Genomic DNA, 13,588 nt, shown 5'->3' with positions numbered 1-13,588 from the left:
ATTTAAAGCCTCATTCATCGCGGCACTAAAGTCGGGGTCGTCATTAGTTATCCGTCACCCTACTAACCTCATTCCTTTCATACCGCCCTCAACCATACTTCCACGATCAGCAGCCATCACAAAATCAGCCCACCACTGCATCATGGGCCGCCGCTGCTCAAGATAATCACTGCGGTTATAGGCACGACGGACCTCATTCTTATCTACATGCGCAAGGGCCGCCTCAATAACATCAGGTGGGAAGCCTTGTTCATTTAGGGCTGTACTGGCGATAGATCTCAGACCGTGTGAAACGAGCACCCCACCAAAACCTGCGCGTTTCAGCGATGCGTTAACGGTCTGACTGTTCATCGGCTGGTTTGGCTTGATGCGGCTGGGAAAGATAAATTCTCGATTTCCACTTAACGGCTTCATCATCTCCAATATCGCAATCGCTTCATCTGACAATGGAACAGTATGGTCACGGTTCATTTTCATGCGTGCTGCAGGAATCTTCCACTCTCGCGCTTCTATGTCTACCTCTTCCCAGCGAGCTTCAGCCGCTTCGGCAGGGCGGGTAATAGTAAGAAGTTGCCACATGAACAGGCAGCGTGTGGAAAGGCTAATGCTGGCTGTTCGCATTGTCTGCATCAGTTGAGGTAGCTGGTCCGGTCGAATGCTGGGCATGTTCTTTTTCTGAGGCTTCTCGAAGGCTTTACCGATATTAACGCTGGGAACAGCATCAATCAGCCCTGTGTTTTGGGCATAGATCATGACCTCATTAATGCGTTGGCACAGTCGACGAACGGTTTCCAGTGCTCCTCTGGCCTGAACAGGTTGAACGGCCTGAACCAGTGTGTGAGCTTTAATATCTGTAACGCTAACGTCCCCAATTGCAGGAAAGACATCTCTCTCAAGAGAGCGCCAGATATCTTCTGCATAGTCCACTGTCACGCTTGCTTTCTTCACATTCCACCAACGTTCAGCTACGAGCTGGAAAGTATTGGTTTTGGCTTCAATTGAACTGCGCAGTTGTTCCTGCTGATGTTCCTGGGGATCAATTTGTTTCGCCAGAAGAGAGCGGGACTCTGCCCGATAGTTTCGGGCATCGGCAAGGGTAACTGACGGGTAGGGGCCTATGCTCTTCTTCGCACGTTTCTTAGTGACAGGGCGAATGTAGCGAAACTGCCAGATTTTACTTCCGCTGGATTTGATGAGTAGCTCAAGGCCATCACCATCATAGAGAACGTAGTCCGCTTCTTTGGGTTTGGCGGATTCGATTTCTTTAACGGATAGAGGTTTGGTTTGTCTTGCCATTGCTGGGTTTCCATAGTTTTAGGCACCTCAAAAACAATAAAGCTTTATGAGGTGCCTAACAAGGTGCCTAAAAGGTTCGGATTTAATTAGTTCTCTTCGGACTTCGCGGGACAAATTGAGGGCGCAAAAAAGCCCGCAGGGCTTGCGCCGTGCGGGCTCTTAGGACTTCATCGGATGACTCTGGTAATCACCGATGGAGAATTTTGGTGGAGCTGGCGGGAGTTGAACCCGCGTCCGAAATTTCTACATCCTCGGTACTACATGCTTAGTTTGTCTTTACATTCGCACGCCAGCTGCGGACAGACACGCCACTAACGAACTAGCCTGATTAGTTTTAACGCTTCAACCCCAGGCAGGGCTTCCACGCGATCTCTTTTGGGTTTGACCTCTCTTTGATCCCCGTCTTAAGAGCGGAAGCTAGGGAGAGAGGGCTCAGAGCAGGTTATTAAGCTGCTAAAGCGTAGTTTTCGTCGTTTGCGACTATTTTTTGCGGCTTTTAACGAGGCAAACCGCCCCTCGGCATGCACCTTGGGTTTCGCAAATCCCGTCGAATCCAGAATCAGCCCCAATAGTGTTGAACTCAGTATACCAGATTTCACTTGCAGGATACCAGCCCGGAACGCTAACTTATTGAATAGTACAATAAGTGTGCAGAATCAACGCCCTGCATTTTTCATGATGCGCGCTTTGTCGAGCTGCCACTCCCGCTCTTTCAGGTCAGTCCGTTTATCGTGTTGTTTTTTACCCTTCGCAACGCCAACTTTCACTTTGCACCAGGCATTTTTCCAGTACAGCGACAGAGCAACGACGGTGAAGCCTTCACGGTTGATGCGACCGTAGAGGGATTCCAGCTCGCGCTTGTTCAGCAGCAGTTTACGTGTGCGTGTTGGGTCACAAACGTAGTGTGAAGAGGCGACGGTCAGCGGCGTAAAGTTCGCCCCGAACAGGAAGGCTTCACCATCTTTCAGGATCACGTAGCTATCGCCGATGTTGGCTTTCCCGGCGCGCAGCGATTTTACTTCCCAGCCCTGCAACGCAAGGCCAGCTTCGAATTCTTCTTCAATGAAATACTCATGGCGAGCACGCTTGTTGAGCGCAATGGTCGCCGAGCCTGGTTTATGTGCTTTTTTCTTCGTCATAAGTGTCGTAAAGCCGTCGGTAATCTGATTTCAAAAAGTCACCTCATTGCGTCCTGTGAGGTCTAACGCGCTATCTTAGCACGAGATGAGGCTTAGCGTTTTTTTAACAGGTGATAAATGTTATTATTTGTCCGTTGTGTGACCATGGGAAATGCTATGCCTCAGATTAGCCGTACTGCGCTTGTGCCTTACAGCGCGGAACAAATGTATCAGTTAGTGAACGATGTTCAGTCTTATCCAGCGTTTATTCCTGGATGTACCGGGAGCCGTGTTCTGGAGTCTGGTCCAACGCAGATGACCGCAGCGGTGGATGTCTCCAAAGCGGGGATCAGCAAGACGTTCACCACGCGTAATACGCTGACGAGTAATCAGAGTATTTTGATGCATCTGGTGGATGGTCCGTTTAAAACGCTGATGGGAGGCTGGAAGTTTACGCCCCTGAGCGCTGACGCCTGTCGCATCGAGTTCCATCTGGACTTTGAGTTTACGAATAAACTTATTGAGCTGGCGTTTGGTCGCATCTTTAAAGAGCTGGCTTCAAATATGGTTCAGGCGTTCACCACCCGCGCCAAAGAGGTTTACAGTGTCGCATAAGATTGCTGTGGAAGTGGTGTACGCGCTGCCGGAGAAGCAATATCTGCAACGTGTAACGCTGGAAGAGGGCGCGACTGTTGAGATGGCTATCCGCGCTTCCGGCATTCTTGAGCTTCGCAGTGATATTGACCTGGCGAAGAATAAAGTCGGGATTTACAGCCGCCCGGTTAAGCTGGGTGATGTGCTGAAAGAAGGTGACCGGGTGGAGATTTATCGTCCGTTGATTGCTGACCCGAAAGAGCTGCGTCGTCAGCGTGCGGAGAAAGCGGCTAAGTAGCGCTTTCTTCCCCGGTGGCGCTGACGCGTACCGGAGCGCTACGTCTCTGTGCAAGAATTCAGAAACAAAAAAGGTGCTCATTGAGCACCTTTTTGCATTTCTGACGCCTGATTATTTGGTCAGGGCAGGCTTGTTGTCGATGTTGGTCAACACACCGGCGCTGCTGAAGGTCAGCGTCAGGGTTTGCTGGGTCACATCTTCGTGGCCCGGTTGCTGACGGAATACATAGAACCAGGTGTTTGTGCCGAACGGATCGGACATCATCGGGGTTCCCAGTGCATAAGCGACCTGCTGTTGTGTCATCCCCACACGGATTTTGGACACATCGTTAGGGGTAAGGTAGTTCCCCTGGTTGATGTCAGGACGGTAAACCACTTTCTCCAGAGTGGAACAGCCTGCGGTCAACATCAGAAGAACCGCTGCGGCAGCGGTCAGCATTTTACAACGCATAGTGATTTGATTCCTTTTCGGGCCCGAGCAGAACGCGGCTCATATGTAATATGCCGATGATAATAGACCTTGCCCCACTTTGAAACCGGTATGGCGGCGTTTTTGTTGTTCTCTATGACCCTGAGATCCCGAAAAAGTTTATGCCGCTAGCAGTTCTTTCGCGTTTGCGAGCGTATTACGCGTGACTTCACTGCCGCCAAGCAGACGAGCCAGCTCCTGCAGACGCGCACGTTTATCGAGCGGTTTCATGTGCGTTTCTGTCATTTCACCGTCGGTTTCTTTGCTGACGATAAAGTGATGGTGACCACAGCCAGCCACCTGCGGAAGGTGGGTAACACACATGACTTGTGTTGATTCACCTAACTGACGCAGCAGCTTACCGACTACCGCCGCCGTTGGACCGCTGATCCCAACATCCACTTCATCGAAAATCAGCGCCGGGGTTTCCATTTTACGCGCTGTAATCACCTGAATCGCCAGTGCGATACGCGACAACTCACCGCCGGACGCCACTTTGGAGATGGCCTGCAGCGGCTGACCGGGGTTAGTGGTGACGCGGAACTCAATACGATCCGCACCTTCTGCCGTCAGCACATTCTCTTCAAAGCGGACATCGATCGTAAATACGCCGTGCGGCATCGCCAGCGTGTGCATACTGTCGGTGATGTGCTGACTTAACTCCTGGGCATAATGCACTCGAATCTCATGCAGTTTTTTCGCCGTTGCCATCGCCTGTTCATGATGCAGGCTCACCGCCAGAGAGAGGGTTTCCTGCGAGTCAGCCTGATCGTCAAGCTGCTGCTGTTCTTCCAGCAGAGACTGATAGTAATTTGGCAGTTCTTCCGGCGTAACGTGATGCTTACGGGCCAGTGAGATCTGACGGGAGATGCGTTGTTCCAGCTCAAACAGACGGTTCGGGTCGAGATCCAGACGTTCACAGTAGTGGCGCAATTCATCACCGGCTTCTGAGATCTGAATCGCGGCCTCTTCCAGCATATCCAGTACGCCAGAAAGTTTGCTGTCCATGCCTGCCAGTTCGGTGACCAGTTGACGAACGTTATACAGCTGGCTTTGCAGGTTCACGTCTTCGCCATCCGCAAGCATGTTGAGGGCGTTCTGACTGGTTGAAAGCAGGTGACCGCTGTTGGCCAGACGCTTGTACTCTTCGTCGATTTGCTCAAACTCACCCGCCTGCGGGTTGAATTCGTTCAACTCTTTTAACTGGTACTCCAAAAGCTCGGCGCGTGCGGTGCGCTCCTGGCTTTGCTGCTGGTGCTGGGCAAGCTCACGGCAGCTTTGATGCCACTGGCGATAGTGTTCTGCCATAAGCTGAGTAAGCGCGTACTCACCCGCATAGCCATCAAGCAGGGCTTTCTGCTGTTCTGGTTTGACGAGTTGCTGATGTGCGTGCTGGCCGTGGATCTGGATAAGCAACTGGCCGAGCTCGCGGAGCTGGGAGAGCGGAACCGCCGTACCGTTGATAAAGCCACGTGAACGACCGTCGCTGCTGATCACGCGGCGAAGTAAACACTCACGTCCATCTTCAAGCTGGTTCTGTTCCAGCCAGCGCTGGGCGGCAGGGGTGTCTTTCAGGGAGAAGCGGGCACAGAGATCGGCACGGTTTGCGCCCATGCGCACCATGTCTCCCTCGGCACGGCCGCCAAGGCACAAGCCGAGGGCATCAATGGCAATGGATTTACCCGCACCGGTTTCCCCGGTGATCGCCGTCATGCCGCTGTGGAAGTCGATCTCAAGCTCACGAACAATGGCAAAGTTGCTGATGGTCAGTTGTGCCAGCATAATTGTTTTCCTGTATGAAAAACCATAACTGTGTTTTCATACAGTATAAACTGGTTTTATATACAGTAAAGCGCTGGATGCAAAATCAGAACAATTTTTTTGACCAGCCAAGCTTCGAGCTTAATGTGTTGAAATAGCTGTAGTCTTTCGGGTGAATGAGATTCAGGTGGTAATCACACCGACGAATCAGCACGTCTTCCCCTTCCTGAATCGGCAGCGCTATCTGGCTGTCACAGCTGATCTCCAGGTCATTTCGACGGTGGGAGAAGCGCAGACGAATGGTGCTGTCACCGTTGATGACCAGCGGACGGGCGGAAAGCGTGTGCGGAAACATTGGCACCAGCGTAATGGCGTCCAGGGAAGGGGTCAGGATCGGGCCACCGGCAGAAAGCGAGTAGGCGGTTGAGCCGGTCGGGGTGGAGATAATCAAGCCGTCAGAACGTTGGGAGAAGGCAAAGATTTCGTCGATATAGACTTCGAACTCAATCATGTGTGCCACTTTACCGGGATGCAGAACCACTTCGTTTATTGCGGTGCTGATCCGCTTCTGGCAGTCCTGCTGGCATACCTGCGCTTCCAGTAAAAAGCGTTTTTCGCTGATATAGTGGCCTTCCAGAACGTCAGCCAGCTGTTGCTGGGCATTATCCGGGTCGAGGTCAGTTAAAAAACCGAGATTGCCACGGTTGATGCCGATGACCTTGATGTCATAACGCGCCAGCGTGCGGGCCGCGCCGAGCATGTTGCCGTCACCGCCGACCACCACGGCGAGATCCGCCTGTTGGCCTATTTCCGCCAGCGTGCCGGTCTTGACGCTCTTCAGCTGCAGCTCCTGTGCAATCTGCTGCTCAACCATCACTTCATAGCCTTTGCTACACAGCCAGCGATACAACATTTCATGTGTCGTCAATGCGGTAGGGTGACGCGGATGCCCGACGATCCCAATACACCTGAAATGATTATTCATTTTCTGGAGGTCCTTGTGCCTGATGAATGATGACAATCTGTCTTGTTCCCTTGAATCCCGGAAACTGATCCCCATAATAAGCGAAGTTAGCGAGATGAATGCAGAAAAACGCGGAGAAATTCATGAGTAGTAAAGAACAGAAAACGCCTGAGGGGCAAGCCCCTGAAGAAATTATCACGGAACAGCACGATGAAGTTGAGGCTGTAGAGCCAGACGCATCTGCTGAGCAGGTGGACCCGCGCGATGAAAAAATTGCGAATCTGGAAGCCCAGCTGGTAGAAGCACAGAATCGCGAACGCGATGGTGTTCTGCGCATCAAGGCTGAAATGGAAAACCTGCGTCGTCGTACCGAACTGGACGTTGAAAAAGCGCATAAATTTGCGCTGGAGAAATTCGTCAACGAACTGCTGCCGGTGATTGATAGCCTCGATCGCGCGCTGGAAGTAGCGGATAAAGCGAATCCGGACAACGCGGCGATGATCGAAGGTATCGAACTGACGCTGAAATCCATGCTCGACGTGGTGCGTAAGTTTGGCGTGGAAGTGATCGCCGATACCAACGTTCCGCTGGATCCAAACGTTCACCAGGCGATTGCGATGGTGGAGTCCGAAGAGGTGGAAGCCGGTAAAGTGCTGGGCGTGATGCAGAAAGGTTACACCCTGAACGGCCGTACCATTCGCGCAGCGATGGTGACCGTGGCGAAAGCGAAAGCGTAATTTGCCGCCCTGTAGTGCCGGGCGGTGGTTTCGCCTTGCCCGGCACTACAACATTATTCCGCGATACTTTCGCGCAGGGGTTTAACGGGAAGGACTTTCACCTGCTTAATCATGTTGTCCTGCACGTCCAGGATATCAATATCGTACTGTTCAATTCGCACCCGCGTGCCCGCAGCCGGGATTTCTTCCAGTGCTTCCAGAATCATGCCATTCATGGTTCGCGCTTCATCTTCCGGTAAATGCCAGTTAAAGGCTTTGTTGAGTTCGCGAATGTTGGCGCTACCGTCAATCAGCACCGAGCCGTCGTTTTGTGGGGTCACTTCTTCCGCAAGAGAAGGAGACATTGAGGTGGTAAAGTCCCCGACAATCTCTTCCAGAATATCTTCGACCGTCACCAGCCCCTGAATATCGCCGTACTCATCGACCACCAGGCCGACTTTCTTCTTGTTACGCTGGAATTTCACCAGCTGCGTACTGAGCGGTGTTCCTTCCGGTACGTAGTAAATTTCGTCGGCGGCACGCAGCATCACCTCTTTTGTGAACTCTTTTTTCTCGGTCATCAGGCGGTAAGCTTCGCGCACGCGCAGCATGCTGATGGCGTCATCGAGAGAGTCGCGATACAGCACAATACGCCCGTGCGGGGAGTGCGTCAGCTGGCGGACGATGGCTTTCCAGTCGTCATTGATGTCGATACCCACGATTTCGTTACGCGGCACCATGATGTCGTTCACGCTCACCTTCTCCAGATCCAGCACCGACAGGAGCATGTCCTGATTACGTCGGGAAATCTGTGAGCGGGATTCATTCACGATGGTGCGCAGTTCGTCTTTGCTGAGCGCGCTGCTGATGGTGACGTCTGCTTTGATACCCACCATCCGCATCAAGAGGCGCGTCACCATGTTCAGCAGCCAGACCAGCGGCATCATCAGGATCAGCAGCGGTGCCAGCAAGAAGCTGCTCGGGTAGGCGACTTTCTCAGGGTAAAGCGCAGCGATGGTTTTCGGTAGCACTTCGGCAAACACCAGCACCACGAACGTCAACACGCCGGTGGCAATCGCCACCCCGGCATTGCCATACAGTCGCATCCCGACGATGGTGCCCAGCGCAGAGGCAAGAATGTTGACGAGGTTATTGCCGATGAGCACCAGGCTTATCAGGCGATCCGGCTTGCGAAGCAGTTTTTCAACGCGACGGGCAGCCCGGTTACCTTGCTTAGCACGATGACGTAACCGGTAGCGGTTTAAGGTCATCATGCCGGTTTCCGAGCCAGAGAAATAGGCGGAGATGACCACCATGACGATCAGCGTAACGATCAGCGTGGTGGTAGAGATGTGTTCCAGGGGGAACTCCTTTGTTTCTTAGCCAGCAAATTGCTGTATGAAGCGGCTGCCAAAATAGGCAAGGGTGAGAATGCCCGCACCCGCGACGTTGAACCAGACCACGCGACGACCGCGCCAGCCTTCATGGTAATGGCCCCATAGCAGGACAATATAGACAAACCACGCAACGATAGAGAGTACCGCTTTATCGATATTCTCCACGCTGAACAGGTTTTTCATGTAGAACAGGCCAGTGCAGAGCGTGAGCGTCAGCAGAACCACGCCCACCTGGGTGATGTGGAACATTTTACGTTCAATGACCATCAGCGGTGGCATCTCGTGGTTAAACGCCAGCTTTTTGTTTTTGAGCTGGTAGTCAATCCAGGCGAGCTGCATAGCGTAGAGCGCGGCGATAATCAGCGTCGCGTAGGCAAAAAGCGACAGGCCAATATGCACCAGCATACCCGGTGTCGCCTCCAGATGCGTAATGAACTCATTGGGCATAAAGGTGGCTAAAGCCAGATTGATCAGCGCAAAGGTATAGACAATCGGCAGCAGTAACCAGCCGCGATTCTTAGAGGCCACAATGGTCATCACCGTGCAGATCATCAGGCTGACCAGCGAGCCGACGTTGAGGACGCTCAGGTTTTGCACGCTGCCGTCGCCGGGAATGATGCGTGATTCCAGCGCAAAGGCGTGGCTTATCAGTGCGATCACCGCGGAAAGAATAGCCATGCGCCGCCAGCCGCTGTTTTTTTGCAGCAGTCCGGGAACGATCAGCGCGAGACTGACAGAGTAGGCAACAAGGGCGATCAGTGCGAAAACAGGCATATAGGCATCGACAGTTGTCTTAATAAGAAAGAGAAGCAGTATAACGTTACGTGACGCCTGCTCCAACCGTTGCATAACAACAAAGGCGCCTTCATGTTATACTCCGGCAAAATTCTGTGTATGTGTCGCTCATGGCGGCCCAACGTTTCTACTCAGGCGAGAGACAATGTTTGATAATTTAACCGATCGTTTGTCGCGCACGCTGCGCAACATCAGCGGCCGAGGACGCCTTACCGAAGACAACATCAAGGAAACGCTGCGCGAAGTGCGCATGGCGCTGCTGGAAGCAGACGTGGCGTTGCCGGTTGTGCGTGATTTTATCAACCGCGTTAAAGAGAAAGCGGTTGGTCATGAAGTTAACAAGAGCCTGACCCCGGGTCAGGAGTTCGTCAAAATCGTTCGTAACGAACTGGTTTCGGCGATGGGTGAAGAGAACCAGGTGCTTAACCTGGCGGCTCAGCCACCGGCCGTGGTGCTGATGGCGGGTCTGCAGGGTGCGGGTAAAACGACCAGCGTCGGTAAGCTGGGTAAATTTCTGCGCGAGAAGCACAAGAAGAAAGTGCTGGTGGTGTCTGCGGACGTTTATCGCCCGGCGGCGATCAAACAGCTGGAAACGCTGGCAGAGCAGGTTGGCGTGGATTTCTTCCCGTCAGACGTGGCTCAGAAACCTGTCGATATCGTTAATGCCGCTCTGAAAGAAGCGAAGCTGAAATTCTACGACGTGCTGCTGGTGGATACCGCCGGTCGTCTGCACGTTGACGAAGCGATGATGGACGAAATCAAGCAGGTGCATGCCTCTATCAATCCGGTAGAAACCCTGTTTGTTGTCGACGCGATGACCGGTCAGGATGCGGCAAATACCGCGAAAGCGTTTAATGAAGCGCTGCCGTTAACCGGTGTAGTCCTGACCAAAGTGGACGGTGACGCCCGTGGCGGTGCAGCCCTCTCGATTCGTCATATCACCGGTAAGCCGATTAAATTCCTCGGCGTGGGCGAAAAAACTGAAGCGCTGGAGCCGTTCCATCCGGATCGTATTGCCTCCCGTATTCTCGGCATGGGTGACGTGCTGTCGCTGATCGAAGATATCGAGAGCAAGGTTGACCGCGCGCAGGCTGAAAAGCTGGCGAGCAAGCTGAAAAAAGGCGACGGTTTCGATCTGACCGACTTCCTTGAGCAACTGCGTCAGATGAAAAACATGGGCGGCATGGCCAGCCTGATGGGCAAACTGCCGGGCATGGGCCAGATCCCTGACAATGTGAAAGCGCAGATGGATGACAAGGTGCTGGTGCGTATGGAGGCGATCATCAACTCGATGACCCTTAAAGAACGTGCTAACCCGGATATCATCAAAGGTTCCCGTAAACGCCGTATTGCCGCCGGTTGTGGCATGCAGGTACAGGACGTTAACCGCCTTCTGAAACAGTTCGACGACATGCAGCGCATGATGAAGAAAATGAAGAAAGGCGGCATGGCGAAGATGATGCGCGGGATGAAAGGGATGATGCCTCCCGGTTTTCCTGGGCGTTAATCGCTTTTGAGATTGCTTTTTGCCCGAAAATGAGTAAAATTTTCGGGCTTTTAATATGACACCCGGGCTCCGTTCCTCGATGGGGCCCGGTTGTTTTATTCACACAAGAGGATGTTATGGTAACTATTCGTTTAGCACGTCACGGCGCTAAAAAGCGTCCGTTCTACCAGGTTGTTGTGACTGACAGCCGTAATGCACGCAACGGTCGCTTCATCGAGCGCGTTGGTTTCTTCAACCCACTGGCCGCTGGCGCAGAAGAAGAAACTCGTCTGGATCTGGATCGTATCGCTCACTGGGTTGGCCAGGGCGCTACTGTTTCCGATCGCGTTGCTACGCTGATCAAAGCAGCAAACAAAGCAGCTTAATCTGTCACGGTGGTCATGATGAGCAATAAAGCACCTGTTGAACCGATCGTATTGGGAAAAATGGGTTCTTGCTACGGTATCCGTGGTTGGCTCAGAGTGTTTTCCTCCACTGAAGACGCTGATAGCATTTTTAATTACCAGCCCTGGTTTATCCAGAAAGGCGGTAAGTGGGAAGAGGTCGAGCTGGAAAGCTGGCGTCACCACAATCAGGACATCATCATCAAGCTGAAAGGCGTTGACGATCGTGATGCCGCGAATGCGCTGACTAATTGTGAAATTGTCGTGGATTCGTCGCAGTTGCCGGCGCTGGAAGAGGGTGACTACTACTGGAAAGACCTTATGGGTTGCCAGGTAGTCACTACCGAAGGCTACAGCCTGGGGAAAGTCATCGATATGATGGAAACCGGGTCAAATGACGTTCTCGTCATTAAGGCAAACCTGAAAGATGCATTTGGCATCAAGGAGCGGTTGGTCCCGTTCCTCGATGGACAGGTTATCAAGAAAGTCGATCTCACTACTCAAACCATTGAAGTAGATTGGGATCCTGGTTTTTAAATTCTCCGGATAAACGGTAAAAGACGGCGCTATGTGGATTGGCATAATTAGCCTGTTTCCTGAAATGTTCCGCGCGATTACCGATTACGGGGTAACTGGCCGGGCAGTAAAGAATGGCCTGCTGAGCATCCAGAGCTGGAGTCCTCGTGACTTTACTCATGACCGGCACCGTACCGTGGACGATCGTCCTTACGGTGGCGGACCGGGGATGTTAATGATGGTGCAACCCTTACGGGACGCCATTCACACAGCAAAAGCCGCGGCAGGTGAAGGCGCAAAGGTGATTTATCTGTCACCTCAGGGACGCAAGCTTGATCAAGCGGGCGTGAGCGAACTGGCGACGAATCAAAAGCTGATTCTGGTCTGTGGTCGCTACGAAGGGATAGATGAGCGCGTAATTCAAACCGAGATTGACGAAGAATGGTCTATCGGCGATTACGTTCTCAGCGGTGGTGAGTTACCCGCAATGACGCTGATTGACTCCGTCGCCCGGTTCATTCCGGGGGTTCTGGGTCACGAAGCTTCGGCAACGGAAGATTCCTTTGCTGATGGATTGCTGGACTGCCCACACTATACTCGTCCTGAAGTGTTAGAAGGGATGGAAGTACCGGCAGTGTTACTGTCTGGAAACCATGCCGGGATACGTCGCTGGCGTTTGAAGCAGTCGCTGGGCCGAACCTGGCTTAGAAGACCTGAACTTCTGGAAAACCTGGCTCTGACTGAAGAGCAAGCAAAGTTGCTGGCCGAGTTCAAAACTGAACACGCGCAACAGCAGCATGAACATGATGGGAATGCGTAATACGCTCCCGAATATCAGTTTACCCAGGATAAGAGATTAAATTATGAGCAACATTATTAAGCAACTTGAACAAGAGCAGATGAAGCAGGACGTACCTTCCTTCCGTCCAGGTGACACCGTGGAAGTGAAAGTATGGGTTGTTGAAGGTTCCAAAAAACGTCTGCAGGCATTCGAGGGCGTGGTTATCGCTATTCGTAACCGCGGTCTGCACTCTGCATTCACTGTTCGTAAAATTTCCAACGGCGAAGGCGTTGAGCGTGTCTTCCAGACTCACTCTCCGGTAGTTGACAGCATTGCTGTTAAACGTCGTGGTGCTGTACGTAAAGCTAAACTGTACTACCTGCGTGAGCGTACTGGTAAGTCTGCTCGTATTAAAGAGCGTCTGAACTAAGATTCGCTTAAGCGACATCCTGTTAAAAAGGGCTGGCCGAAAGGCTGGCCCTTTTTTTATCTCATCGCATCTCTCGCGTTAACTCTTTTGTCATAAATCATTTACAATGCTTGCCTCTTCCGTGGAGGGTAAGTGGATAACGTACTGCATCAGCATAACCGGAAACGCGCAGCGGCATTGACCGCGTTGTTTGCGATCCTGCTGATCGTGGTGGCGCCGCTTATCTCCGTCTCGCTGCAAAAAGATCCCATGAGTGCCATGCCGGGCATGCATCATGACATGAGCATGATGTCGATGGATGAACATCATGGTGATATGCAGCACACCATGCCAGTCGACCATGCGGAAGCGTGCGGCTACTGCGTACTATTAGCCCATGTTCCGGGCGTGATGCTGGCTCTGATCGTCCTGCTCAGTGTGGTGCTGCAGAGGCTTCGTGTTAAACCACCGCGACAGGCGGTCAGTCACTGGCACTTTTTCCCCTGGCTTTATCCTGATACCCGCGCGCCGCCGCATCAGTCTGCTTTTTCCCTTTAAAAAAATATCGATAACTTTTTACCTTAA

General features: G+C 52.4%; 16 protein-coding genes and 1 other RNA gene. 9 read left to right on the top strand and 8 right to left on the bottom strand.

The window, feature by feature from the left end; all coding sequences use genetic code 11:
* Window positions 1-54 precede the first annotated feature (54 nt).
* The 3 genes from ACLHV8_RS16880 to smpB all read right to left on the bottom strand — a co-directional run bounded on the left by ACLHV8_RS16880 (window position 55) and on the right by smpB (window position 2,435).
* On the bottom strand, window positions 55-1,296 hold the full coding sequence (locus ACLHV8_RS16880) for an integrase (protein ID WP_032642877.1): 1,242 nt from the start codon (window positions 1,294-1,296) through the stop codon (window positions 55-57).
* 204 nt (window positions 1,297-1,500) lie between these two features.
* Window positions 1,501-1,863: a transfer-messenger RNA gene (ssrA, locus tag ACLHV8_RS16875) on the bottom strand.
* 89 nt (window positions 1,864-1,952) lie between these two features.
* Complete coding sequence (gene smpB / locus ACLHV8_RS16870) at window positions 1,953-2,435, bottom strand: SsrA-binding protein SmpB (RefSeq protein ID WP_008502505.1); 483 nt, start codon at window positions 2,433-2,435, stop codon at window positions 1,953-1,955.
* A 156-nt stretch (window positions 2,436-2,591) separates the two neighbouring features.
* Here smpB and ACLHV8_RS16865 point away from each other — a divergent pair, with 156 nt between their 5' ends.
* Window positions 2,592-3,029: a type II toxin-antitoxin system RatA family toxin gene (locus tag ACLHV8_RS16865; protein WP_195757727.1), complete on the top strand. Its 438-nt coding sequence runs from the start codon at window positions 2,592-2,594 to the stop codon at window positions 3,027-3,029.
* Complete coding sequence (locus ACLHV8_RS16860; RefSeq protein WP_108090949.1) at window positions 3,019-3,306, top strand: RnfH family protein; 288 nt, start codon at window positions 3,019-3,021, stop codon at window positions 3,304-3,306. The genes ACLHV8_RS16865 and ACLHV8_RS16860 overlap by 11 nt, the downstream gene beginning before the upstream one ends.
* A 111-nt stretch (window positions 3,307-3,417) precedes the next feature.
* Here the strand turns inward: ACLHV8_RS16860 and bamE are convergent, their stop codons facing one another.
* The 3 genes from bamE to nadK all read right to left on the bottom strand — a co-directional run bounded on the left by bamE (window position 3,418) and on the right by nadK (window position 6,520).
* Window positions 3,418-3,756, bottom strand: coding sequence for an outer membrane protein assembly factor BamE (bamE, locus tag ACLHV8_RS16855; protein ID WP_014884883.1), 339 nt, complete (start codon window positions 3,754-3,756; stop codon window positions 3,418-3,420).
* A 138-nt stretch (window positions 3,757-3,894) separates the two neighbouring features.
* Window positions 3,895-5,556 carry a DNA repair protein RecN gene (recN, locus tag ACLHV8_RS16850; protein ID WP_208595212.1) on the bottom strand — a complete coding sequence of 554 codons (1,662 nt, stop codon included), beginning with the start codon at window positions 5,554-5,556 and terminating at the stop codon, window positions 3,895-3,897.
* An 85-nt stretch (window positions 5,557-5,641) separates the two neighbouring features.
* Complete coding sequence (nadK, locus tag ACLHV8_RS16845; protein WP_008502500.1) at window positions 5,642-6,520, bottom strand: NAD(+) kinase; 879 nt, start codon at window positions 6,518-6,520, stop codon at window positions 5,642-5,644.
* 122 nt (window positions 6,521-6,642) lie between these two features.
* On the opposite strand from nadK, the gene grpE reads away from it, so the two are divergent.
* On the top strand, window positions 6,643-7,236 hold the full coding sequence (gene grpE, locus ACLHV8_RS16840) for a nucleotide exchange factor GrpE (protein WP_032666780.1): 594 nt from the start codon (window positions 6,643-6,645) through the stop codon (window positions 7,234-7,236).
* 53 nt (window positions 7,237-7,289) lie between these two features.
* Here grpE and ACLHV8_RS16835 read toward each other — a convergent pair whose 3' ends face one another.
* Complete coding sequence (locus ACLHV8_RS16835; protein ID WP_028016737.1) at window positions 7,290-8,576, bottom strand: HlyC/CorC family transporter; 1,287 nt, start codon at window positions 8,574-8,576, stop codon at window positions 7,290-7,292.
* An 18-nt stretch (window positions 8,577-8,594) separates the two neighbouring features.
* Window positions 8,595-9,386, bottom strand: coding sequence for an inner membrane protein YpjD (locus tag ACLHV8_RS16830; protein ID WP_208595211.1), 792 nt, complete (start codon window positions 9,384-9,386; stop codon window positions 8,595-8,597).
* 166 nt (window positions 9,387-9,552) lie between these two features.
* On the opposite strand from ACLHV8_RS16830, the gene ffh reads away from it, so the two are divergent.
* The 6 genes from ffh to ACLHV8_RS16800 all read left to right on the top strand — a co-directional run bounded on the left by ffh (window position 9,553) and on the right by ACLHV8_RS16800 (window position 13,561).
* Complete coding sequence (gene ffh / locus ACLHV8_RS16825; protein WP_008502496.1) at window positions 9,553-10,914, top strand: signal recognition particle protein; 1,362 nt, start codon at window positions 9,553-9,555, stop codon at window positions 10,912-10,914.
* A 116-nt stretch (window positions 10,915-11,030) separates the two neighbouring features.
* Window positions 11,031-11,279 (top strand): 30S ribosomal protein S16, encoded by a 249-nt coding sequence (gene rpsP, locus ACLHV8_RS16820; RefSeq protein ID WP_003863133.1) that lies wholly within the window; start codon window positions 11,031-11,033, stop codon window positions 11,277-11,279.
* 15 nt (window positions 11,280-11,294) lie between these two features.
* A complete protein-coding gene (gene rimM, locus ACLHV8_RS16815; RefSeq protein WP_049007936.1) occupies window positions 11,295-11,834 on the top strand; it encodes a ribosome maturation factor RimM in 540 nt (179 codons plus the stop codon).
* A gap of 31 nt (window positions 11,835-11,865) precedes the next feature.
* Entirely contained in the window at window positions 11,866-12,633 is a 768-nt protein-coding gene (gene trmD, locus ACLHV8_RS16810) for a tRNA (guanosine(37)-N1)-methyltransferase TrmD (protein WP_028016734.1), read from the top strand.
* 43 nt (window positions 12,634-12,676) lie between these two features.
* The gene (gene rplS / locus ACLHV8_RS16805) at window positions 12,677-13,024 is read left to right on the top strand and encodes a 50S ribosomal protein L19 (protein WP_002914145.1); all 348 of its coding nucleotides are present in this window, start codon (window positions 12,677-12,679) and stop codon (window positions 13,022-13,024) included.
* Window positions 13,025-13,156: 132 nt separating this feature from the next.
* Window positions 13,157-13,561, top strand: a complete 405-nt coding sequence (locus ACLHV8_RS16800; RefSeq protein WP_049007935.1) for a DUF2946 domain-containing protein — start codon at window positions 13,157-13,159, stop codon at window positions 13,559-13,561.
* Window positions 13,562-13,588: the final 27 nt, after the last annotated feature.

Origin of the sequence: Enterobacter sp. CPE_E863, assembly GCF_046521465.1 — a bacterium.
Taxonomy (GTDB): Bacteria; Pseudomonadota; Gammaproteobacteria; order Enterobacterales; family Enterobacteriaceae; genus Enterobacter; species Enterobacter adelaidei.
The sequence above is the reverse complement of the archived record's forward strand: the minus strand, read 5'-3'. Positions and strand labels throughout refer to the sequence as shown.